21 protein-coding genes and 5 pseudogenes are annotated in these 21567 nt (G+C 40.2%); 10 read left to right on the forward strand and 16 right to left on the reverse strand.

Annotated elements, in window-relative coordinates:
* The first annotated feature begins 27 nt into the window (after positions 1–27).
* Positions 28–342, forward strand: coding sequence for a hypothetical protein (locus NDM98_RS19085; protein ID WP_251611004.1), 315 nt, complete (start codon positions 28–30; stop codon positions 340–342).
* Positions 343–449: 107 nt separating this feature from the next.
* Here NDM98_RS19085 and NDM98_RS19090 read toward each other — a convergent pair whose 3' ends face one another.
* From NDM98_RS19090 to NDM98_RS19100, 3 genes are all read right to left on the reverse strand, one after another.
* The gene (locus NDM98_RS19090; RefSeq protein ID WP_251611005.1) at positions 450–1433 is read right to left on the reverse strand and encodes a phosphotransferase; all 984 of its coding nucleotides are present in this window, start codon (positions 1431–1433) and stop codon (positions 450–452) included.
* A gap of 88 nt (positions 1434–1521) precedes the next feature.
* On the reverse strand, positions 1522–1914 hold the full coding sequence (locus NDM98_RS19095) for a VOC family protein (protein ID WP_251611007.1): 393 nt from the start codon (positions 1912–1914) through the stop codon (positions 1522–1524).
* A gap of 324 nt (positions 1915–2238) precedes the next feature.
* Positions 2239–3228 (reverse strand): aldo/keto reductase, encoded by a 990-nt coding sequence (locus tag NDM98_RS19100; protein ID WP_251611009.1) that lies wholly within the window; start codon positions 3226–3228, stop codon positions 2239–2241.
* A 301-nt stretch (positions 3229–3529) separates the two neighbouring features.
* Here NDM98_RS19100 and NDM98_RS19105 point away from each other — a divergent pair, with 301 nt between their 5' ends.
* The 3 genes from NDM98_RS19105 to pdhA all read left to right on the forward strand — a co-directional run bounded on the left by NDM98_RS19105 (position 3530) and on the right by pdhA (position 6261).
* Positions 3530–4441: an SGNH/GDSL hydrolase family protein gene (locus NDM98_RS19105; protein WP_251611011.1), complete on the forward strand. Its 912-nt coding sequence runs from the start codon at positions 3530–3532 to the stop codon at positions 4439–4441.
* A 4-nt stretch (positions 4442–4445) separates the two neighbouring features.
* Positions 4446–5084: a YpmS family protein gene (locus tag NDM98_RS19110; protein WP_251611012.1), complete on the forward strand. Its 639-nt coding sequence runs from the start codon at positions 4446–4448 to the stop codon at positions 5082–5084.
* Between the two features lie 103 nt (positions 5085–5187).
* Positions 5188–6261 (forward strand): pyruvate dehydrogenase (acetyl-transferring) E1 component subunit alpha, encoded by a 1074-nt coding sequence (gene pdhA, locus NDM98_RS19115; RefSeq protein WP_251611014.1) that lies wholly within the window; start codon positions 5188–5190, stop codon positions 6259–6261.
* A gap of 250 nt (positions 6262–6511) precedes the next feature.
* On the opposite strand, the gene NDM98_RS19120 is transcribed toward pdhA, so the two are convergent.
* Entirely contained in the window at positions 6512–6865 is a 354-nt protein-coding gene (locus NDM98_RS19120; protein ID WP_251611016.1) for a VOC family protein, read from the reverse strand.
* Positions 6866–6975: 110 nt separating this feature from the next.
* Entirely contained in the window at positions 6976–7386 is a 411-nt protein-coding gene (locus NDM98_RS19125) for a hypothetical protein (protein ID WP_251611018.1), read from the reverse strand.
* A gap of 161 nt (positions 7387–7547) precedes the next feature.
* Here NDM98_RS19125 and NDM98_RS19130 point away from each other — a divergent pair, with 161 nt between their 5' ends.
* From NDM98_RS19130 to NDM98_RS19140, 3 genes are all read left to right on the forward strand, one after another.
* Positions 7548–7862, forward strand: coding sequence for an ArsR/SmtB family transcription factor (locus NDM98_RS19130; RefSeq protein WP_251611020.1), 315 nt, complete (start codon positions 7548–7550; stop codon positions 7860–7862).
* Entirely contained in the window at positions 7855–8121 is a 267-nt protein-coding gene (locus NDM98_RS19135) for an SRPBCC domain-containing protein (protein ID WP_251611022.1), read from the forward strand. The genes NDM98_RS19130 and NDM98_RS19135 overlap by 8 nt, the downstream gene beginning before the upstream one ends.
* A 64-nt stretch (positions 8122–8185) precedes the next feature.
* Entirely contained in the window at positions 8186–8545 is a 360-nt protein-coding gene (locus NDM98_RS19140; protein ID WP_251611024.1) for a PDZ domain-containing protein, read from the forward strand.
* A 58-nt stretch (positions 8546–8603) separates the two neighbouring features.
* Here the strand turns inward: NDM98_RS19140 and NDM98_RS19145 are convergent.
* Positions 8604–9337: pseudogene (locus tag NDM98_RS19145) on the reverse strand (SDR family oxidoreductase).
* A 21-nt stretch (positions 9338–9358) separates the two neighbouring features.
* A complete protein-coding gene (locus NDM98_RS19150) occupies positions 9359–9619 on the reverse strand; it encodes an Atu4866 domain-containing protein (RefSeq protein ID WP_251611025.1) in 261 nt (86 codons plus the stop codon).
* A 122-nt stretch (positions 9620–9741) separates the two neighbouring features.
* On the opposite strand from NDM98_RS19150, the gene NDM98_RS19155 reads away from it, so the two are divergent.
* Positions 9742–10668 carry an AraC family transcriptional regulator gene (locus tag NDM98_RS19155; protein WP_308807777.1) on the forward strand — a complete coding sequence of 309 codons (927 nt, stop codon included), beginning with the start codon at positions 9742–9744 and terminating at the stop codon, positions 10666–10668.
* A gap of 48 nt (positions 10669–10716) precedes the next feature.
* On the opposite strand, the gene NDM98_RS19160 is transcribed toward NDM98_RS19155, so the two are convergent.
* The 3 genes from NDM98_RS19160 to NDM98_RS19170 are packed head-to-tail and all read right to left on the reverse strand — an operon-like array spanning position 10717 to position 13115.
* Positions 10717–11460: a right-handed parallel beta-helix repeat-containing protein gene (locus tag NDM98_RS19160; RefSeq protein WP_251611027.1), complete on the reverse strand. Its 744-nt coding sequence runs from the start codon at positions 11458–11460 to the stop codon at positions 10717–10719.
* The gene (locus NDM98_RS24490) at positions 11402–12304 is read right to left on the reverse strand and encodes a right-handed parallel beta-helix repeat-containing protein (protein WP_506324407.1); all 903 of its coding nucleotides are present in this window, start codon (positions 12302–12304) and stop codon (positions 11402–11404) included. The genes NDM98_RS19160 and NDM98_RS24490 overlap by 59 nt, the downstream gene beginning before the upstream one ends.
* Positions 12204–13115: a hypothetical protein gene (locus tag NDM98_RS19170; RefSeq protein ID WP_251611032.1), complete on the reverse strand. Its 912-nt coding sequence runs from the start codon at positions 13113–13115 to the stop codon at positions 12204–12206. The genes NDM98_RS24490 and NDM98_RS19170 overlap by 101 nt, the downstream gene beginning before the upstream one ends.
* Positions 13116–13337: 222 nt before the next feature.
* On the opposite strand from NDM98_RS19170, the pseudogene NDM98_RS24855 reads away from it, so the two are divergent.
* Together NDM98_RS24855 and NDM98_RS19190 are read left to right on the forward strand one after the other, a co-directional pair.
* Positions 13338–13948, forward strand: a pseudogene (locus tag NDM98_RS24855) (esterase/lipase family protein).
* Between the two features lie 170 nt (positions 13949–14118).
* Positions 14119–14904 carry an SDR family oxidoreductase gene (locus NDM98_RS19190; RefSeq protein ID WP_251611036.1) on the forward strand — a complete coding sequence of 262 codons (786 nt, stop codon included), beginning with the start codon at positions 14119–14121 and terminating at the stop codon, positions 14902–14904.
* Between the two features lie 706 nt (positions 14905–15610).
* On the opposite strand, the gene NDM98_RS19195 is transcribed toward NDM98_RS19190, so the two are convergent.
* From NDM98_RS19195 to NDM98_RS24755, 6 genes and pseudogenes are all read right to left on the reverse strand, one after another.
* Positions 15611–16201 carry a peptidoglycan-binding domain-containing protein gene (locus tag NDM98_RS19195; RefSeq protein WP_251611038.1) on the reverse strand — a complete coding sequence of 197 codons (591 nt, stop codon included), beginning with the start codon at positions 16199–16201 and terminating at the stop codon, positions 15611–15613.
* A gap of 132 nt (positions 16202–16333) precedes the next feature.
* Positions 16334–17404, reverse strand: coding sequence for a M42 family metallopeptidase (locus NDM98_RS19200; protein ID WP_251611040.1), 1071 nt, complete (start codon positions 17402–17404; stop codon positions 16334–16336).
* Between the two features lie 610 nt (positions 17405–18014).
* Positions 18015–18665: pseudogene (locus tag NDM98_RS19205) on the reverse strand (YdeI/OmpD-associated family protein).
* Positions 18666–18728: 63 nt separating this feature from the next.
* Entirely contained in the window at positions 18729–19529 is an 801-nt protein-coding gene (locus tag NDM98_RS19210; RefSeq protein ID WP_251611042.1) for an alpha/beta hydrolase, read from the reverse strand.
* Between the two features lie 16 nt (positions 19530–19545).
* A pseudogene (locus NDM98_RS19215) lies at positions 19546–20581 on the reverse strand (FecCD family ABC transporter permease).
* A pseudogene (locus NDM98_RS24755) lies at positions 20565–21483 on the reverse strand (FecCD family ABC transporter permease). Before NDM98_RS24755 ends, NDM98_RS19215 begins: the two co-directional pseudogenes overlap by 17 nt.
* Between the last annotated feature and the right edge of the window lie 84 nt (positions 21484–21567).

The following is a 21567-nucleotide window of genomic DNA, read 5'->3' on the forward strand; positions in this document are numbered from 1 at the left end:
ATTATACACATAAAAGGAGTGCTTTATATGAATAGTAAAGGACCATTTACAAAACTAATAATTGTTTCACTTTTTTCAATCATTACAATATTACTTTATGGAAACACTGCTTCCGCTTCATCAACACCACAAATTGACAATCAGATTGAAATTCAATCAAGCAGTAAATATGTAACAGCCACAAAAAATTGGAGCAAGAGTTATTCTGTTCCGCCAGCAAAATACTTTTATTACACAACTATTAATGGGTTTAAATATAAAGGTAGTTTGAACCGATTTAGTTATGCTGACGCTGATGTAAGGTGGATTGCTACCTACAAAGGCTATGTATATCCTTATTAATAACATAATAATTTAACGTATTATTATACCCCTAGTTTTCAAATAGATGATTATATTTCAATATTGAAAAGACCGAGACTAGTTATGTTTCTTGGTCTTTTTAATATTTATATATATAAATTTTTGTTGAAAACTAACGGGTTCTTCGCAAGCCAGTGCATTTCCTCAACGAACCTCGCAGGTGGTCCAGTTAACTGCTCAATATTATAATCAATCCACCACACGCTTTCCATGTACCATAAGCCTTTTAATGCAGCAATTAATTGTTCCGTTCCAAATGTCCGAAATTGATTATAGCCCTCTAAAAATGCAAAAGCTAAACTCTGATCAAACTCGTCATTATGTAAGGCCCCTGCAATAACAGCTCTCGCTACATCTAAATCAGGATAATCATAGCCTAGTCGATCAAAATCTAGTATGGCCGTAAGCTGCTGGTCTTCAAATAATAGATTATCAAACCAAAGATCTCGATGAGACCACCCCGTAGCACCAAAACGAATTTCTTTTATCTGTTCTGTTGCTAAATACTGCGTTTTAATTTTCGCTATCAATGTATCTGAAAGAGTACGATCGCCCACACCTTTTAATAAATTCTCCCAGTGTTGCAGTCTTTGCTCTCGACTAGGAGGCAAAAATATTGGTTCTTCCTTAGTTGGCAGACTGCCATCATTCAATAAATTATGCATTTTCCCAGCTACCAAGCCAAGCTCATACATATGATATTTCTCAAGCTGACCAGCATGAAGAACCCTTCCTTCACAAAACTCCATAACAATAAACAGTTCATCACACTTAGACTTATGAATCATTTCTCCATTACAAGTCCATATCCTTGGAGTTGGAAGTCCTTCACTATGTAATCGATTTTGTTGATTTAGCGCCCGTTCTATATCTGTCAGCTTATACTTCTTTAACCGCTCCTTATTGTATTGTTTAATTAATAGCAAACCCTGATTCGTCTTCACCTTCCATTTTAGATTCAACCATCCACGATTGATTGGAGTAGCATCTAAGATAGTTAGACCAAAAAGCCCCGTACAGGTTTTGATAATATCTTGTAGGATGTCATCTTCAGTTTTAAGTATTGGCATGAATTATATCCTTTCTTTCACATGACCTAAATATATACTTCTATATTATTGTCTTACTTCCTTTCAAATAAAAAAACACGATCTCTATTCAGACCGTGTCGTTCTTCTCCATCACAGCAAAATAATTCCCCTCATAATCCGCAAAGTTAAAGATTCGATTCGTGCCCATCTGAACAAGCTCTCCAACTATGATCTCCTTATCTTTTAAATCTGTATACAGTTGATAAAGGTTGTTCGAGAAAAACATGAGCGACGGTGTACCCAAATTTAATTCTGGTGACATCTTTGCAATCAGTTCTTTGTTGTGGAGGAGAATGTTCGTCCAAGCGTCAGCTGCTTTTGAAGGCGATAATTCAATCCATCTCATGCCATGCTCTTTTTGATCAGCAATAATGCGAAAACCTAGAATGTCCGACCAGAATTCTACTGCCTTGTCTTGGTTTGTTACATACAACATGACTTGTCCTAGTTTGTGGATCATGAGGATGCCTCCTACTATTATTTTCTGTTCTAACTTAGTATACGTCTTCTTTTGTCGGTTATCTTACTTATCAGGGGATTTCTTATATAATTAAGTTCTTATAAATGCAATAGCTTTATACATGCATACATATAGGTAGGAAATACATCTGATAAAGGCTAGATACTTCGGTTAAGTAGAAAATACATCCGATAGTAGCTGAATACTTCGGTTAAGCAGGAATTACTTCCGATAAATGTTGGATACATCAGTTAAGCAGGATTTTCATCCGATAAATGCTGGATACAAATAAAAGAAGTGGGCATTCGCAAATGCCCACTTCTTTTACGTATTCGGTAACGGCGCAACGGCCGAAATTAGCTCTTTTTCAATCAATTCTTGCCAGAAAGCATCTGGGATTGCGGCACTCAGAGCATCAAGATCTTCTTGGATTCGTTCTGGTCTCGTTGAGCCTGGGATAACGGCTGCTACAGCTGGATGGGCGGTTGAGAACTGCAAGGCAGCTGCTTTGAGACTTACTCCATGGCGATCAGCTACATCCTTAAGCTGCTTAATTTTCGCCTTAATTTCTGGAGGAACCTCCCCATAGTTATAGCTTTCACCACCAAGTAATGCCCCAGAGCTGTATGGTGCTCCTACGATAATATCCATGCCTTTTTGTTCTACCTCTGGCATCATGCGACGCAGCGTATTCTCATGATCTAGGATCGTATACTGTGTAGCCTGCAAGCTTATGGTAGGATGTGCCTCCTCTAGCTGGAGTGCCAATTCAATTGGGATTGTGGTGTTAACGCCTAGTCCCCAGCCTTTGATAACACCTTGTTCTTGAAGCTCTGTTAGGACCCGGAAAGCCCCTGTTCTAGCTTCTTCAAATTTAGCAATCCATTCATCTCCATGAAAATCAGGTGATAGATCGTGTACAAATACCATGTCTAATCGATCTGTCTTCAAACGCTCAAGACTCTGTTTGATTGAACGGTGTGTGGCTGCTGCTGAATAGTCCGTAATGACTTTATTCGTACGTCCAAATTCAAAGAGTCCGTCTTTTTCTTCTGTTTCCTCTTCAATGACTCTTCCAACCTTGGAGCTTAGCACATATTCATCTCGATTTTGTTTAGATAAAAACTCACCTAAACGAATTTCAGCTAGTCCTGCCCCGTAAAAAGGAGCTGTATCATAATAACGAATGCCAGCATTCCACGCAGCTTCAATAGTCGCTTGCGCTTCATCTTCAGGAACGTCCCGGAACATGTTGCCGAGTGGTGCTGTACCAAGTCCAATTTTTTGGTTTAGTCTTTCATTCATTTGGTTCATGTTCGCATCTCCTCCTGAAAAACTGCTCATTGAGGTTCATTTACCGTTCTGTTAAGGATTTAAACCTTAGTTATTTTAGGATATCTCTGCCTTTACAGGAATAAGAATGAACATACGCTACATATCTACCATTATTATCAATCTCAGAAACCATTGATTGTCCTTCCACTTCTCATATACAATAGTAAACTAGGGACTTTTGTAGGCATTTCTGTGTAAACATGATAAACTTCTGCAAAAGCCGTTTTATGCGAAATTTGACTACACATGTAGGCAACCACTAATTCTAGGTGTGATAAAGATGAAGAAAAAATTAATTATTCTATCGCTGATTTTGATCCTTGCGATTGGAATTGGAATCTATATAAATACTTCGACTCAATCAAAACCATCTTTTCAAGAGGTAACCATTGTTGATACGGAAGAATTGGATGAGAATGAGGAAGTAGATCCTTCAGAAGAAGAAGAAGAACCGGAAGTACCGGAGGATGAGGTCGAAGAAGAACCTCAGCAAGGTCCACTCTCTGACTTTATTGTGAGAGCCGCTCAAAACACGATTAATTTCTTTTCAAATAGGGAAACAAAAATTACAGCGATTGGAGATTCACTTACTCAAGGAATTGGAGCCGTTAATGAAGAAGGCGGTTATGTAGGTATTCTCGATCGATCTATTAATCAATCAGAACAGGTTGTAACAGTTAATAACTTTGGTAAAAGAGGAAATCGTTCAGGGCAAATGCTAGAGCGTTTAAGCCTTCCAGAGGTTGAGGATTCCATTAAAGAATCCGATATTGTGCTCGTTACAATTGGCGCAAATGATATTATGCGAGTGTTACGAGAAAATATTACGGATCTGAATTTAGATCCCTTTTATGAAGAACGTGATTTATATGAAGAACGGTTAAACGAGATAACAGATACAATCTTTGAACTAAATCCAAATGCGGATATTTACTTACTTGGGATCTATAATCCGTATCTGCAATACTTTGGAGACGTTGAAGAGCTTGGTGTGATCTTAGAAGATTGGAATGAGACCACTGAACAACTCGCGGAAGAAGATGATCAAATATTCTACGTACCAACAGAGGATTTATTTAGCGATGACACGGAAGGTAGTCTATTAGCTGAAGATCGTTTCCATCCGAATGATGCAGGCTACAAGCTAATGGCCCAAAGAGTGCTAGATTATTTAAGTGAAGACGAAGGATGAGTTTATGAAAACCGACGCCCAAGATAAGAAAAAAACAAACTGGAAAAAGTGGTTTATCGGCTTATTCGCATTAAATATTGCGTTTGTGCTTACACTGGTCATTTTTATCTTTTGGCCAATATCGAATGTAACGTACCCACCAGATCAAAATAATGAATATGGACAAAGCTCAGAATTTATTGTGCAAACAACCAAACAAAATATTAACGATCTTTCAAATGCCTATATCGATCAATTTTTAGCAGGCACTGATCACAATTACCGGCTTGAAATCGATGAGGATATCCATTTAATTGGAGAGCTTCCTGTCTTCTCAACGACCTTGCCTTTGTCCGTTCGCTTTGAACCAATTGTTCAGGACAATGGAGACTTAGTCTTAAGACAGCAATCGATTTCTCTTGGCTTACTTGAACTTCCTAATCAAAAAATCATGGAATATCTCGATCGTTATCTGCCTATGCCTCCGTGGGTGACCGTCAACCCTGAGGATGAGGAGATCTACGTAGCGGTAACAGCTATGGATATCCGTAGTAACTTCCAAGTTGAAGTTGAACGAATCAACCTTGAGCAAGATGACCTTGCCTTTAAAATTATCGTGCCATATCGAACATTAGGCATTGATGCAGAACCAATTGAACAGTGATATAAGTCCCCTAGCTATGAGAGTTGGGGGGATTTTTTTGTTTAGAAATCAAACGATTCGTTTATACAACGTACAAGAACCTATTTAGAGAGGACTGGTAAAGATGGAAATCTTAAATAATCTACAAGATATTGATCCAGACATGCTGCAAATCCTTGATAAAAACGGAAAAGTCGTTAATGACGAGGTAATGCCTGATTTAAATGATGACCAATTAAAAGAAATGATGAGGCGAATGGTTTACACACGCACATGGGAGAAACGTGCAATTAATTTAAACAGGCAAGGACGGTTAGGCTTTTATGCCCCAACTGCTGGACAGGAAGCCTCCATGATTGGCTCACAATTCGCCTTGGAAAAAGAGGACTGGATTCTTCCAAGCTATCGAGACATTCCGCAAATTGTGTTCCACGGCTTCCCCCTTTATCAAGCGTTTCTCTGGTCAAAAGGACATATGGAGGGCGGAAAAATACCCGACGATGTGCCGATGACCATTCCTCAAATTATTATTGGTGCTGCCTTTATCCAAGCAGCTGGTGTTGCTCTTGGTCTAAAGCGAAAGCAGCCAGAGAACGTGGCAATGGCATTTATAGGAGATGGAGGCTCCTCTCAAGGCGATTTTTATGAAGGCATTAACTTTGCCGGTGCTTATAATGTGCCAGGCGTATTTGTTGTACAGAACAATCACTTTGCCATCTCTGTCCCTTTCGAGAAACAAACTGCCGCCAAATCTATTGCTCAAAAAGCCGTCGCAGCAGGTATCCATGGCATTCAAGTTGACGGCATGGACGTCCTCGCCGTGTATCAAGCTTGCAAAGAAGCAAGAGAACGAGCGGTAAACGGAGACGGCCCTACACTTATCGAAACCCTAACCTATCGCTATGGCGGCCATTCCACACAAGGGGATGATCCATCAAGGTATCGTTCAGACGAACTAGACGAAGAATGGGCAAAAAAAGACCCCCTAATTCGCTTCCGTGCCTATTTAGAAGAGAAGAATCTATGGACAGACGAAGATGAGGAAGCCGCATCAAAACAAGCAGAAGACGAATTAAAAGAAGCTATTCAAGAAGCCGAAAAAGTCGAACCCCTCGACATTCCAGACTTGCTGAAGCATATGTATGAAGAAGAGCTGCCGCATATTAAAGAGCAGATTGAGGAGTATGAGGGGAAGTAGGAGTTTGGCGTTGGGTTCGTGTGTGACGTAGGATATGCGGTTGTGCGCCGCATCCTATTTTTGCGCACTAACCTCACGTTTTTGAGCATTATTTCAATTTTCCGCGCATCGGCCTCTCATTTCCGCGCATTTTCCTAATTCCCGCGCACCACCCTCTCATTCCCGCGCATTTTTCAAATTCCCGCGCACCGACCTCTCGTTCCCGCGCATTTTCCTAATTCCCGCGCACCGATCCCCCGTTCCCGCACACTCACTCCAACTCCTGATACAACCCAATCCGATTACCAAATGGATCTTCAAATGTACACCACGCTGCTGGTACCCCTTCTCTTGTTTGTACTTCTTGAATCTCAAATTCTAGCTCTCTTATCAATCGTTCACGTTCTTCCTCAATGTTCTCAACACCTATGCGCAACGGCCCTGCTTCTGCTGCTGTCTCCCCTTTTGTTACTTGTAACCATGCTCCTGGTACCAGTTCCCATTCTGCAAAATCTTCGTGAGGGATAAAGTCTGGTTTTCGGTTCAAAAGAACTTCATACCAGGGTAATCCCACATCGTAATCCATCACTCTAATCTGAAAGGTAACTCCTGAAAATGAACTCAACTTTAGTCACTCCTTTGTTTTCTTAACCTTAGATTTCTTCAAGTACTAATTCAAAAATGACTTCCTCACCATCTTCTTCAAAAATACGGATGGTCATTTGATCGCTTTGTTCAAATATTCTTGCTTGGATGTGTTGATTTTATTAACAAATGTCCTTCTTCATCCGTAGCAAAAAGGGTTTCATTTGAAACGTCCCCTTTTAAAATATGACTGTTATATCCATCGAAGATAACGCCTCCCGAATCACCTGTTATTTCAATGATATAACTACCCTCTTCTAATACATTCATACCGAACACGATATCCACCTGTGTTTCTGTTTTTATGATAGTAGCCCAGTGCATGCCCTGATCATTTTCACCAATACCTGCAAAAATCTGTTGAGTGCTTAATTTCTCTTCTCTTTCTTCATCGAGTGCTCCTTCTGGTAATACTTCTATTTGCTTTTCTTCTTTTGGATTAGAGCAAGCAGTAAGAACAAGGCTCATTAATAGACAAACACCTATAGCAATCTTCTTCATTTGTTTTCCTCCCACATAACGATCTCTACATATTTCTCTATTTCCACACTACATCCTTCTACAAATGAAAAAAATAGTTAATTAATCCTTTTAATTTGAAATTTCATCCTGTATAATCTTACATATAACTATTAGGTTATATGTAGGAGGACACAACTAGAATGACACACCTATTTCGGGTTTTGGCTGACCCAACTAGACGAGAAATTCTCGCAATGACTGCAAGGAAGGAATGCACTCAATCCGATCTAGTTGCTGCGTTTTCTATATCGCAACCAGCCATCAAAAAGCACATTGATCTATTAGTTAGCGAAAATCTGTTGCTTATTAAAAAGGAGGGGAAATTTCGTTATTATCGTTTGAATGAGGACATGTACAAGCTTGAGGTCCAAAAAATTCAAATTGAGCTTGAATCTATACTTGATCGAAAATTACACAATCTGAAAGAATATCTTGAGGAGGATAACGATGAGTAGACAGTTTAAAGCTAGCAAAGACATTTTCATTAAAGCCGATGCTGCGCGTGTCTGGCGTGCACTTACAATTCCAGAGGAACGTAATCGCTTGGAAACGAGAGCTTGCACCATTGATTTGCGTATTGGTGGTGAGATTTATTTAGACTACGGTTGGAATGTCACCTACAATGGTACATTCACTCACCTAATTAAAAATGAAAAAATAGTCACAATTGATGCAGAGGGAAATCCAACAACCTGGCTAATCACACCAAGCTGACGATGGTTGTACAGTTCATATTGAGTATTCCGGGGATTGGTCTGGGGATGTTGGTTTAGCTGAAATGGAAAACATGCTTTTTGGTACCTATCAGTTTTTGCTCAACTTAAAAGGTGTGCTGGAACAAAACACTGATATACGCAATTCATTTTGGAAAAGCTGGTTAGGTCAAATCAATCGGACAGAGAATAATAGAGTAAAAGTAGTAAAAATCATTCCAAACACTCCAGCAGACGGTATCATTCAAAGTGGAGATTACATCATCAAAGTGAATAATGAAGTGGTACATAATTATGATGCAGCTGAACTAGCGGTTACTCATTCAGAAGTAGGGAGTGAGATACTATTATTAGTTAATAGAGATGACCGAGAATTCGAGGTCACTTTGCAAACGATTGCTTTTGGAACAGTATTGGCGGAGTGATATCTCATGAAAATAGACTCATTAAACTTTCTAATGAGTCTTGTTCCCACTAAAGCTTCTAGATATTACTAGCAGTTGGTCTAACAATCATTTCATTAACATCCACATCTGCCGGTTGTTCGATTGCAAACGCAATTGCACGCGCAATTGCATTTGAGGGGATGGCATTTCTTCTGTATTCTTTCATCACTTGACGAGCTTGCTCATCTGAAATTGTTTCTGCCAATTCTGACTCAGTAACGCCTGGTGAAATATTTGTCACACGAATGTTCTTGCCAACTTCCATTCGAAGACCTTCTGAGATTGCACGAACTGCAAATTTTGTGGCGCAATAGACGGCAGCTGTAGGTGAGACTTCATATCCACCAATGGAGGATATATTGATAAATTGACCAAATCCTTGTTCTTTCATAATGGGAAGCCCAGCTGCAATACCATGTAAAACACCACGTATATTGACATCAATCATACGGTTCCACTCATCTACTTTAAGTGCTTCCAATTTTGATAAGGGCATCATGCATTATTTATAATCACATCCACTTTTCCAAATGTTTCTTTTGTATAGTTTATAAAATCGTTCATTTGATCTGCTTTAGTAACGTCAAGCATTTGATAGTCTGCATTCCCCCCTTTTGAACGGATCGATGATGTAATGGTTCTTAAGTTTTCGGTTCTTCTTGCCCCTAAAACAACTTGCGCTCCATTATTGGCAAGTAGCCGTGCCGTTGCTTCTCCAATTCCACTGCTTGCTCCAGTAATTGCAATAACTTTTCCCTCAAGAATAGACATAATAACCTCCTCATATTTCTCTTATTTAACTTCACGATAAAGAATCATTCCTGCGTGATAGAGGACATCTTTTCGAAAATCCCCATCAGCTGTAAAACCTGTATCGTCTACATAGTCAATATGGTTCTCTGTAATCGTATACGTACCTTGATAAGCACTAAGCTTATTTCCGCGTGCCTCATCATAACGTCCATTAGGTAGAAGTTCATGTCGAATATATCCATCACGTGTAACCCACATACCAATATACGAGTGCCCTTCATCACTAAACTGATTCGGCATGTATTCACCCCCTTTGTCATTTACTATGGCAGAATTAAATGTTTATAAGGTAGCCAAATAACAGACAATCATTGCCTAATCCTCTGAAAAACCATAAAATGTACCCAAAAGGAGATGAGATCGTGAAAGGAGAACATGTACGCAACGCATTCATGGAAAAGCAAAAAGAATTAGCTCAATTCATTCAGCAATTCTGTGATAAAGACGGTATTTTCAGCACTGATATACCTTGCCTACACTTCATTCGTGTTTCTCATAAGCTGGAACCCTTATATCAAATTCATAAACCCGCCTTATGCATTGTCGCCCAAGGGACAAAAGTCGTGATTATGGCGGAGGAAATCTATCAATATGATCCTTCAAAGTATCTCGTTGTATCAGTAGATTTACCCTTATCAGGTGAAATCATTGAGGCATCAGAGGAGCTTCCCTACTTGTGTCTCAGATTAGATTTCGAATCAAAACAGATCTTCGACATACTCAAGGAATCAGAACAGCTTAAAATTAAGGAAACAGATTCTCATAGAGGGTTATTTGTCAGCAATATACATTCTTCTTTGTTAGATGCTGTTTTAAGACTTGTTCATTTATTAGATACTCCAGAAGATATTTCTGTTCTCGCTCCTTCTGTTATTCGAGAAATTTTATACCGTATTCTTCAAGGCGATCAAGGTCGTTCTGTGAAACAGGTCGCTATGATTGGCAGTCATGCTGAGCGTGTAGTAAATGTTATTAAACAAATTAAGCAGGAATTCACACGACCCATAGGAATAAAAAGATTAGCTTCAATTGCTAACATGAGTGAGTCCTCTCTGCACCATCATTTTAAGCAAGTTACTGGTTCAACTCCCCTTCAATATCAGAAGCAACTAAGGTTACAAGAGGCACGACGACTTATGCTTTCTCAAACAATCGATGCCGCTAACGCAAGCTTCCAAGTAGGATACGAAAGTCCTTCTCAATTCAGTCGTGAGTACGCACGACTATTCGGTCTACCTCCAATTAGAGATATGCAAAGAATACGCAACATTAATCAAATAAATCTATAAAATAAATAAAAAAGCAGTGCCCCTACCTAAGGTGCACTGCTCACTCAATTATTTCCCTTTATCCTTATGCCCTGGTGGTGTCACCGGTGGTCCAGGTGGAGTGACCGGTCGCTTAGGCGGTGTATGGTTTTTCGCAATCTTTGTTGGTGGCAATGCCCCAACATAGCTTCCTCCTTCACCCGCACTAATCAATGAGCTGTTCTCAGACAACCTCATAAAATCTCCCCAAATGAGGTTCCCATTTTTATCTCTTTCATAAGCGTCTGGCAGCGTTAGGCTTTGAAAGTGGGATTTATCAATGACAGCCCCATCACTATTCACGGTTTGTGTGCCGTCGAAAAAGAAATTCGTTCTATCAACTGCGCCAGATACAAAGTCTGCCGGAGCATTCTCAGGGTCTGTGTGGAAGGATAGATTGTTTGTAAATACACCCTGCTCTTCAGGTTCAAAGTACGGATTGATTCTAAAAATGTAATTGTATCGCTTGTTATCAAATGAGGTATTGTTCTTCATCATGATTTTTCCTGGGTTGAAATTGTCGGTGAAGCCATCCATATTATTATCAAAGGCTAGATTGTTTTTTAAGATATGGGCAACAGGAAGGCCTTCTCCTCCGACCTTAAATCCGCTACCCGACGTGCCTTCTTCATTGTACCCATCACTTAGCTTGCCATTAGAATAGGAGATGTTTCCGTCCATTGTGATTGGTTTATTGGCTCCTTCATTTGTGCGGTTATATAAATCCCAAGCCATCATCAATGTTATTGTGAGCAATATTGCCTTGGAACACATTGCCTTCTCCTACTCCAAGCTTAGCCGCAAATCCATCTGCATTAATATCTGAGAGATCACGATTATCATGAGCCACGCTATTTAAGATATAATTGTGCTTCGGCCACTGCTCTGGATCCGTACCACTTCCCGTGATTTGAAAACCTGTGCTCTGATTATAGCTAAAAGTCATCAATTCTATTAGGTTATGGCTGCCATTTACCCTCATCCCATTGCCCGTTGATTTTGTCAGTTCAAATCCGGCGATATGCCAATAATCAGCATTTAAACTAATTAAATTTCCAGCTTGATTATTGCCATCAAAAACCACGGCTTCTCCTTTATAGGGTACGAGTGATTTTAATTTCCCTTCTTTTCCGCTATAAGGTTTGCTGATGTTAATGGCCTTTGTGTACGTGCCCTCTCGCATAAAAATGGACTCACCAGGATTCACATACTTAATCGCTGTTTCCAAATCTAGTGGATCATTCTTTTTCCCACTCGCATCCTTTGATCCCTTCGGAGAGACAAAGAGACCTTGTCCACCTTTAAAAATTCGTTTTGTTACTGTTACTTCCTGTTTAATTGGCTGATCAGAAGGTGCTCCGCTTGGCGTGTACTCTAATTCAAAGGAAGTCTGATCCTTCTTAAGCTTTGACGGATAGGAGAACACGCCGTTTGCAGTAACCTCCGCCTCTATCACTACCTCTTCTCCATCTTTCCACACCGAAATGTTTCCATTGTAATTTGCTAATGCTTTTAATTCATATGAATCTGATCCCGTTTCTGCTGCTGAAACGATATGGAACGCTTGGATCTGGCTCTTGCACTGGCTCTTCAGGAGATGGCACTGTACTCGCTTCACTTAATGAAATACTCGCGTTGCTGACCGTCATCTCCGCATTTCTAGCCGCATAAAAACCTACTTGCATAGCATCTGGATCCATCTCTTGAACCAAATCGGCTCCGGCAATCTTTCGTTCAAAAATAGGAGAACCATCTATATGCATAAACGTCGCACTCATCACAAATTCAGTATCTGTGCGCTCAAGCTTTAACCTGACTGGTGTGTCCATCGGTAATTGAGGAACACCTGGAATGACATTGTTTATCCACGTACTGCCTGGATTTCCCCATGGCTCAACCACACCTTTTCTTGCCAGTGCACTAATACCTCCTCGCATTAAGCCAACAGCCGCTAAGTTCGAAGCCGCTGTCACTTCTTCAAATCCTGGAATCATTGGATCCTGGCGAGGGCTACCATTAACATCCCTAACCATAATGCCAGCACCTTCTTGCCCACTTGGACTCGCTCCAGTCTCAGGTCCTAGCTGATGAAAGGTAAGATCTGCCTCAAGAACAAAATTATCTGTATTTGGATCTAAGGTTGTATAATAAAAAGTAAGTCCATCATGCCCTGGTGCTAATTTCCCTCCACGACTTTCCATAAAAATGTCTCCATCAATTGTTCCGGGATTTTCCGGGTCTGCGTAATTCACCCCTACCTTCTCTGGTAGCGTATTCGCTGCAAAATCAAGATCTGTTGATTGACCAAAAGTGATTGACTCCCAAACTAATTCCGAGGAATCAACACTTTTTGCAAGACTTATTTGCACATGACTAAAAAACAAGAAGAAGACCAGCAGAGATAGAACCGTTTTGGACATACCCTTCATTAACTCAGCTCCTTATAAGTTTAAATCCTCACCTTAAAATTGTAAGCGCTTTCTTTTATCTGGTCAATTCTTTTTATCCATTTTCACTTCTTATGAGTCTTAAGTCCGACCATAGATTTCATCACTTTGAAGGGGATTTATTGGGATAACCTAACAGATACAGAAAACCCTTTATTAAAATGCTAGACTTAAAGCGGAATTTATTACTCAAGGAGGGTTTTTATGAAATTTGTTCGTCTATCTTTTCTAGCAGTACTAGTATTGGCTCTATCATGGAGTGCACCTTTCAGTCCTGAAGCAAGTGCTCAAGAAGCAGCTAGCATTGACCTCGAAAAACCGATTGTTCTCGTTCATGGTATAGGAGGAGCTGGCTATAATTTTAGTAGTATTGAAAGGAAGCTACGAGGTGAGGGCTATGACCGTTCTGATCTACATGCCATTGACTTTGCAGTCGATCCGGCAATAATTTACGAAACTCTCGTCAATTGAGAGACTTTATTGACGATGTCCTTAGTAACTACGAAGTTGACGAAGTAAATATTATTGCGCATAGCATGGGAGGATCGAACACCCTTCGCTATCTTACTCAGCTCGATGGCGTAGATAACGTTGATAAGGTTATTACCTTAGGAGGTGCCAACCGCTTGGGTGCTAGCTCTGTTCCTGCCGGGGTTGATTTCACTTCTATCTATAGCAGCTCAGACTTAATTGTCTCAAATAGTCTGTCACGTATAACCGGTGCCAACAATATCCATGTAACCGGCGTAACACACCTTGCGCTTTTAACGAATAGTAGAGTTCAAAACTTGATTATCGAAGCGTTAGAGAATTAAAGCAATCTATACTTAAAAGATGTACACGTAGGAGCGAAGTAGTCAGGACTACTTCGCTTTTTTGATTCTTCTATCCTCTAATCAGTGCTCCTTTCAAATTAAGATAGACCGTTTAATCACAAATCAGAGTGGGAATAGTCTACTACACAATGAAGTGTAGGAGGCTAACGATGTCTAAAACGATTTTTATTACAGGAGCTGGTACAGGTCTAGGAAAAGGTACTGCTCTTGGTCTTGCCAAAGAAGGACACAAAGTGGTTGCTGCTGTTGAGATTCTTTCACAAATTACAAGCTTAAGGGAAGCGGCTACAGAAGCTGGAGTAGAGCTTAAGGTAATTAAATTAGATATCACAAATAAAAGAGACCAGGCTTTGATTAATGAATTTGATTTTGATGTATTTGTGGCAAATGCTGCGATTGGTGAAGGTGGTCCTATTTCCGAAATTCCGGTGGATCGAGTTCGAGAGATTTATGAGACGAATGTATTCAGTACACTTGAAACGGCCCAGATTGCTGCGAAGAAATTCGTTCAGAAAAAAGCAGGAAAGATCGTTTTCTTAAGCTCTATTGTCGGGGTCGTCGCGATGCCTTATCTAGGTGCATATAGCTCTACTAAGCACGCGATTGAAGCTATCGCCCAAACCATGCGAGCAGAATTAAAAGAATTTAATGTGCAAGTAGCTACGATTAATCCAGGTCCTTTTGAAACTGGTTTTAATGATCGGATGTTTGAAGAGAAGTGGAAATGGTATGACGCTAGTGAGAATTTCACACCAGAGCAATCCATTGCTAATCAGGAAGAGATCCTAGATCAGCAGCATGATCCTGAGGACATGATCGCAAAGATGGTAGAAGTCATTCCTGCTGATCACCACCCTTTCCGTACAGCATATCCGCAAAGTACAGAAGATCAGATGAAAGAGTTTGAGCAAGGAGTTTGGAAGGACGAGGTATAAAAGAGTAAAGCCGAGTTGGACAAAAAGTATTGTCTCTCTCGGCTTTTATTAGCGTAAGGACTTACTGGCAAAAGACATTTATACTTAAAAAATTAATATCTTGCTTACTAACCCTATTCAGTTCTTACTCATCTTTTTATACGTCTTTCTGAATAACGATCTCGTACAGGTTTATTTGCATTTTCAGCAAATACTTTCCACAACTATTTTCAACACCTAAAAATGATATCGCTTTCATTTGTGATTGTAACAGCGTCAGCTTTCTTTATCTATCCAATAAACAAAGTTTCATTCGACATTTTGCACTCTGAATCTAACGTCATAGATCTTTATAATGATTATATTAGGTTTCATTACTATTAGGGATTTCAAGGAATATTAAGAATCGAGAATCAAAAAAAGATCTCCCTCACCATTTTTCGAATGAAAGAGATCTTTTTTGTATTGGAGACTAGTTACGTCCCAGTCCCTTTTTTGCGCGTATATCTTGGTATTTTACTAAAATCTCTTGAATTAGTGGCTCTGCTCTTGTTTAAGTTTCTTTCTATCTTGATGCTCTATCTAATTCCACTTGATAACTCCCTTTCCATCTTATTAAACACCTAGTCTCTCTTGACAACTCATTCATTTTTCTTAGTAAAATTTAATTCTCCACACAAAAACACCTCTAAGTGAGTATCTCTAACTTAAAGGTGTTTCGTGATATCTATTTCGGATCAGTCTCAACAACATCACCATTATTATACACATTGTAGAATCCTACTGTACCGGTTCCACCACCATCAATTAGATCTTGGCTTTGCGCTCTAAGGTGATAGTAGGTTTGACCGTCTGAGTCTTCGTGCAACTCTCCGTTACTGCTAAACACTAGGTCATCATTATCTAATTCCTGTTCAGCTAACTGAATCGCGTACTCCACTGTGAATTGATCTTTTCTTTCTTCATGAAGTAATTCTGTCCACGTATTTACACCAACGATTCCATCCACCGCTAATTCATGCTCTGACTGGAATGCACGTACCTGCTCACTTGTGTTCGGACCAAATAGACCGTCTACATTCGTATCAAATCCAAAGTGGCTTAATTTCACTTGAACAAGCTCTACCTCTATACTAGCGCTACCTTGCTGTAAGGTAGGCTGATGCTCGGGTGCCACATCTAAAATAGGCTTAAGCTCCGGCGGGATTTCTGCCGATTGAACCACTTCATTTTCCGAGGCTGCTTCTGCTTGTTGAAGGTGAAGTGGAGTGGCCACCAACGCAAGCGCGGGAACTACAGCTAACCATTTCTTCTTCATGCATATCTTCCTCCTTAAATTATTGGTTCACTTATCATCTACCTTATTGTGAACGAGATGAAACGTGTTTCTTTTTATTTCTCACAAAATAAGCTCAGAGAACTTTCACTCTGAGCAAAAAAATTCAATCAACTATTCCTCAATAAATAAAAATTGTACACCCTGCTTAAGCGACATGATAAATTCTTTTAGCAACTCTTTTGTCGCTAATAAATCACCCAGATCAATAACTTCCACAGGTGAATGGGCGTAACGTGATGGGATGGAAAGTACGCCTGTAGGTATGCCATTGTTTGCTAGGCTTATTGCGCCTCCATCCGTCCCGATTCCCGGAAAAATCTCCTTTTGATAAGCGATGTTTTTCTCATCAGCTATATGTATCAGTGCATCTCTTACAGCTGGGTGGGAGATCAAACTGAAGTCGAGTACCTTAATACCTGTACCTGCGCCTATAGCAAGTGATGCATCCATTGTTTCCTCAGGTGTATCACTGACGGCTGTTGTATCAAGCGCAATCGCAACATCAGCCTCAACCTGACGTGCCGCGACTTGAGCACCTCGCAAACCGACCTCTTCCTGTACGGTAAAAATAGCCGTAATTGTGCCAGCAAATTCAGCGCCATCAAACTCCTCTAACAGCTTGATAATGACCGCACACCCTGCTCGATCATCAAACCCTTTTCCGACAAACCGTCCTGTCGATTCATTACCCAGGTACTCCATGTTCGGCTTCCAGGTAATCGGAGTACCTTCCTCTACTCCTAATTCAAGCGCATGTGCCTTATCTCGAGCACCAATGTCTATGTATAGTTGACGATGATTCCGTACCTTCCCGGCATCATCAAACTTCGCATAATGAGCGGAAATACTGCCAATCACACCAGTTAAAAAGCCTTTTTTTGTCCGGAGCTGAACTTTTTGAGTCAGTAGTAAGCGATCATCATTACCTCCAAGTTTTTCAAAGCGAATCAATCCATTGTTCTCGATTTTCTTTGCAATGAAACCAACCTCATCCATATGTGCAGTGATCACCACATGTGGACCCGGTTTTGCGCCTTTTTTTGTCGCAAAGACGTTTCCTAATGCATCCACTCGCACCTCATCAGCAAGTGATGTTACATAATCCCTTATCCATTTACTAACAGGTTGCTCATTCCCGCACGGACCATGTAAACCTGTGAGCTGCTCCAACAATTTTTGCATAAACTTATTCCTCCTCATTTAGCTTTGCATCTTATAGAACAGTATACCTCTTTAATTAGCTACGCGAAATTTGTTGCGCTTCCTACAGACGCTCCGCGTTTTTGACTTCCTTTTTCTTGCTTCCTTTGACACTGCTAAAGTATCTTTAGTAAACACGAAAATACGTTCCTTTTAAAGTGGTTAATATAACTAAAAGGAGGGTGAATTAGTAGAGCAAGATGGCAGAGTAGAAGCCCAAGCATCGTGCGCTTGGGCTTCTTTGAGAAGGCGGTATATTATTTTGATTTAACTGTAACTTTTATTTTCTTTATAGTTTGGTCTAATAAGTATAGCTAATAAGAAAAATAAAAAAGCAACAATATACCCAACTAAATAATTGTCTAATAAAGTTCCAAAAAGTAATATGCTAGGAGCAATTAATACAAATGACATCTTACTTACAATATTTCTCATAGTACCTTTTTAACATTTTTTTAGATGATCTTCAACCGCCTAACATATGACGACAATGAGGGAACGACGTACACCAATAATTTTTTGAGACTTATCTCGCCTTTTTCAAACGACTAACGCTTGACCCCTCGAAATAATTCGAAATCAATTGTTATTATCACTTTTTCTTTAAACGATACAAAGCGATTGATTTGTACCCTTCTGCGAGCAGCTCCTTCATTTGTTTGGCGTTTCTTTCGTGTTGTTTCTTGCTTGGCTGAAAAGATGTAGCGTGCCCAGTCTTTTTGATAGCCTGGTGTCAGACTCCGAAAAAAATTCAACGGCATCAGAACTCTCCAGAATCTCTTCAACTTCCTTAACGCGATCTTCATAATCTGAAACTCGCTGACTTGCGGCCGTTGATTTTTTACCCTTCTTTTTTGATTCTCGTTTTATTCCAACCACGGTGAAAACGTCGTCCATACTAACCATACGTGAGAACTTTAAGTCGCTATCCGCTACAAATCCGTCTTCCCCTACCTTCATCGCTTGGAAAGAGTTCATCTCTGTGAATAAAACCGCTATACCGTTTATTTCCCTTTTTAGGATAAGCAAAAAACAAATACCCAGCCTCAAACAATAACTGATCGTCTATTACCCGTTTCGTATACTCAACCATCTCTTCTAAGGTCTCAACAAAAATAAAAATCGCATCATGGTCTTGGCTAAGAGCAGTGACCTGTTCCGTAAACAGATCATAATCATCTGGTTCGTTGATAACAGCCATATTGGTATATCTATCAAGTTTTAATTTCTCAACGATGGTCATAGGACGTCCCTTTCTAAAATGAGTTACATGTATTTTCCTCCATTCTTCTTGATAAATCAAAGTTTATAATCTTCCAGACTCAGCACCCGTTGCCAAAAAGAACTTTAGAGCCGTATTTAAAAAAGGTGGAACCACACTCATATGGCCAGTATCTGGTATACATATATACTGTGCTTCAATATGATCTTTACCTCTTATTTGTTCATACATCCACTCCGCATCATCAACCATATGTCCTTTTTCATTTTCTCCAACGCCTATTAGAATATCTTTAACGTCTAAAGACTTAAATGAATGGACTAACTCTTTTAGGTAACCTTCTTTCCACCAAATTGAAGGGCTTCCTGCTATGTATGTGGAGAACAGACTACTTTTATGGATGAGTGTATGCAAAACACACAAACCACCTAGAGAATGTCCAAACAACGCACGTTTGGTCTGATGAAGTGGGTATGCTTTTTCAAGAGATGGGATCAGCTCGTTCTCAAAAAATTGGAGAAATGAGCTGACTCCTCCTGTTTGATTCGCTTGCACCTGCTTTAATTGACCTAATTCAGAGCTATCCACCTTCTCCGTAAAATCATAAAAGCGACTTTGCCTGCAAAATGGTTCATCTGTCTCATAACCGATTCCAACAATGATCGTTGGTGGATACCCATGAGGAGCACGTGTTTGTAGACGACTAAATTCTGTTATCGCGCCAAACCACGCATTGCCATCTAGTACAAATAAGACGGGAAAGCCGTCACTTGGTGCTTCAACCGATGGAATGGAGATATAGATTTGTCGTTTAGGGAAATTCCCATCCGAACTTTCCCAGACAATTGTATTGGGAACTTGATAAGCACCTGTTTGTTTAAACATAACCGAAGCTCCTTTGTTAAGTTGATTTTGCGTTTCGTTTGCTTTGAAATAAAAGAAAGATAAAGTAAGGTACTCCGATAATAGAAATCACTACTCCTACCGGGAGCTTGGGCAGGCGCAAAAATTGTTTTGGCAATCCAATCAGCGATCATGACGATGATCAAGCCAAGTATGCCACTGGCAGGCAAAACAAACCGATGATGAATGCCAACTAACCTTCTTGCTACATGTGGGGCGATTAATCCTACAAAGGCAATGCTTCCAGCAACTGAAACACACGCTGCGATCAACCCAACACTTAGAAAGATCAAGGTATAGCGTTCTTTTGTAACAGAGAGACCAAGTCCTGTTGCACTTATTTCAGATAGACCAAGTACATCTAGTTTTCTCGCTTTGTAGACAATAAATGGTGTTAAAATCAAGATCCAAGGTAGAGTGATTAATACATGCTTCCAATTTGTACTATAGACACTGCCAGCAAGCCAGACAGCCGCCATCTCATAATCGCGTGGATTCATCTTTAATGAAACAAACAAAGTTAACGCACCAAATCCAGCAGATATCGCAATACCTGTTAGGATAAAAATTTGCGGGTCAAGTCGTCCTCTTTCAGTCGCAAAAACTAGAAGTAATACAACAGCAAGCATTCCCCCAACCCAACCTACGATTGGCATCACAAAGATACTAAGCCAATTAATATCAATGAGACTTCCTTGTACTAGGAATAAAAAGCACACAACAGTTGCTCCAGCTCCCGCATTAATGCCGAGAATGCCTGGGTCAGCTAAAGGATTACGTGTAATGCCTTGTAATACTGCTCCTGCTATTCCAAGCCCCATTCCAACAAGCGCACCTAACACAATACGTGGCAAGCGAAAATCAAAGATAACCAAATCTTGACGAGCATCCACATCTAATCGAAACAGTGTCCTAAATGTCTGGTTAATACTTAATTCATATGATCCGCTTGTTAAGCTTAAATAGAAGGCAACTGAGATGATTACGAGACTACTTACTAAAAAGAGCACAAATCGTTTATGTTGATTTTGCAAATCGTTTGCCTCCTCTCGTTTTTATTAAATACAAGAGAAAAGGTACCCCAAATATGGCCGTCACTACTCCTACTGGTGTCTCAAACGGAAAATTAACCATGCGGCTTACCACATCACTAAATGCTAAAAACAATCCTCCTAATACAGCTGAGAAAGGAATGATTTTTTTATAATCGTGCCCGACGATAAAACGAGCGATATGAGGTACAGCTAAACCAACAAAAGCAATTCTACCCGCTAATGCCACGGCAATGCCTGTTAACACAACAACAGCTAAAAAAGCGAGGCCTTTAATTAATCCTGTTCGTTGCCCTAGTCCAAGCCGACACCTCATCCCCTAAAGCAAGTGCTGTAATCTGACGCGATAAGCACAGCGCAAATAGGATTCCCGCTAGAATAAATGGCGCAACGGATGCAACCAACGCAAGATCCATTTGATGCAATCTTGCGCTATACCAGAAACCAACGTCCTGTGAGACTTGAAAATAAAGTGCCATTGCTTGAGCGATGCTCCCGAAAAATGTCCCGATAATTGTGCCTAAAATAGCAAGACGTACAGGAGAAAATCCTTGAGGCAACGAGGCTGCAATGCCAAAGACAATAAGTGACGCAATGGCAGATCCCAAAATAGAAGATCCAATCATCATAAAAGAGGACACACCAGAAAATAAAACCATAACGGAGGTAACCATTAGCAATGAACCATCCGTCACTCCCATGATAGAAGGCGAGGCCAAGTAATTCCAGGTCACACCTTGCATCAAGGCACCAGAAACAGCAAGACTAGCACCTATTAAGATCGCACCCATTAAACGCGGTAATCGTTTATACACAATGACCTGATGATCTGTATTTGTTGCGTCATAGTGGAGCGCTACTTGGAAAACCGTGTTCCATTCCATTGATTTTGCTCCAATGGCTAATGAACACCATCCAACCACAACAGTTATACAGAAAAAACCAGCCCAAAGAAGAAAAGACAAAGG

It is taken from the genome of Alkalicoccobacillus plakortidis (assembly GCF_023703085.1).
Lineage (GTDB): Bacteria > Bacillota > Bacilli > Bacillales > Bacillaceae_D > Alkalicoccobacillus > Alkalicoccobacillus plakortidis.

Bases quoted from the DNA above. Each gene is read 5' to 3' on its own strand.
- NDM98_RS19135 (WP_251611022.1), top strand. From the start codon at position 7,855: ATGAGTAGACAGTTTAAAGCTAGCAAAGACATTTTCATTAAAGCCGAT.
- NDM98_RS19130 (WP_251611020.1), top strand. From the start codon at position 7,548: ATGACACACCTATTTCGGGTTTTGGCTGACCCAACTAGACGAGAAATT.
- NDM98_RS19095 (WP_251611007.1), bottom strand. From the start codon at position 1,914: ATGATCCACAAACTAGGACAAGTCATGTTGTATGTAACAAACCAAGAC.
- NDM98_RS19200 (WP_251611040.1), bottom strand. From the start codon at position 17,404: ATGCAAAAATTGTTGGAGCAGCTCACAGGTTTACATGGTCCGTGCGGG.
- NDM98_RS19170 (WP_251611032.1), bottom strand. From the start codon at position 13,115: ATGAAGGGTATGTCCAAAACGGTTCTATCTCTGCTGGTCTTCTTCTTG.
- NDM98_RS19195 (WP_251611038.1), bottom strand. From the start codon at position 16,201: ATGAAGAAGAAATGGTTAGCTGTAGTTCCCGCGCTTGCGTTGGTGGCC.
- NDM98_RS19190 (WP_251611036.1), top strand. From the start codon at position 14,119: ATGTCTAAAACGATTTTTATTACAGGAGCTGGTACAGGTCTAGGAAAA.
- NDM98_RS19105 (WP_251611011.1), top strand. From the start codon at position 3,530: ATGAAGAAAAAATTAATTATTCTATCGCTGATTTTGATCCTTGCGATT.
- NDM98_RS19140 (WP_251611024.1), top strand. From the start codon at position 8,186: ATGGAAAACATGCTTTTTGGTACCTATCAGTTTTTGCTCAACTTAAAA.
- NDM98_RS19110 (WP_251611012.1), top strand. From the start codon at position 4,446: ATGAAAACCGACGCCCAAGATAAGAAAAAAACAAACTGGAAAAAGTGG.
- NDM98_RS19210 (WP_251611042.1), bottom strand. From the start codon at position 19,529: ATGTTTAAACAAACAGGTGCTTATCAAGTTCCCAATACAATTGTCTGG.
- NDM98_RS19090 (WP_251611005.1), bottom strand. From the start codon at position 1,433: ATGCCAATACTTAAAACTGAAGATGACATCCTACAAGATATTATCAAA.
- NDM98_RS19160 (WP_251611027.1), bottom strand. From the start codon at position 11,460: ATGTGTTCCAAGGCAATATTGCTCACAATAACATTGATGATGGCTTGG.
- NDM98_RS19125 (WP_251611018.1), bottom strand. From the start codon at position 7,386: ATGAAGAAGATTGCTATAGGTGTTTGTCTATTAATGAGCCTTGTTCTT.
- pdhA (WP_251611014.1), top strand. From the start codon at position 5,188: ATGGAAATCTTAAATAATCTACAAGATATTGATCCAGACATGCTGCAA.
- NDM98_RS19100 (WP_251611009.1), bottom strand. From the start codon at position 3,228: ATGAACCAAATGAATGAAAGACTAAACCAAAAAATTGGACTTGGTACA.
- NDM98_RS19085 (WP_251611004.1), top strand. From the start codon at position 28: ATGAATAGTAAAGGACCATTTACAAAACTAATAATTGTTTCACTTTTT.
- NDM98_RS19150 (WP_251611025.1), bottom strand. From the start codon at position 9,619: ATGCCGAATCAGTTTAGTGATGAAGGGCACTCGTATATTGGTATGTGG.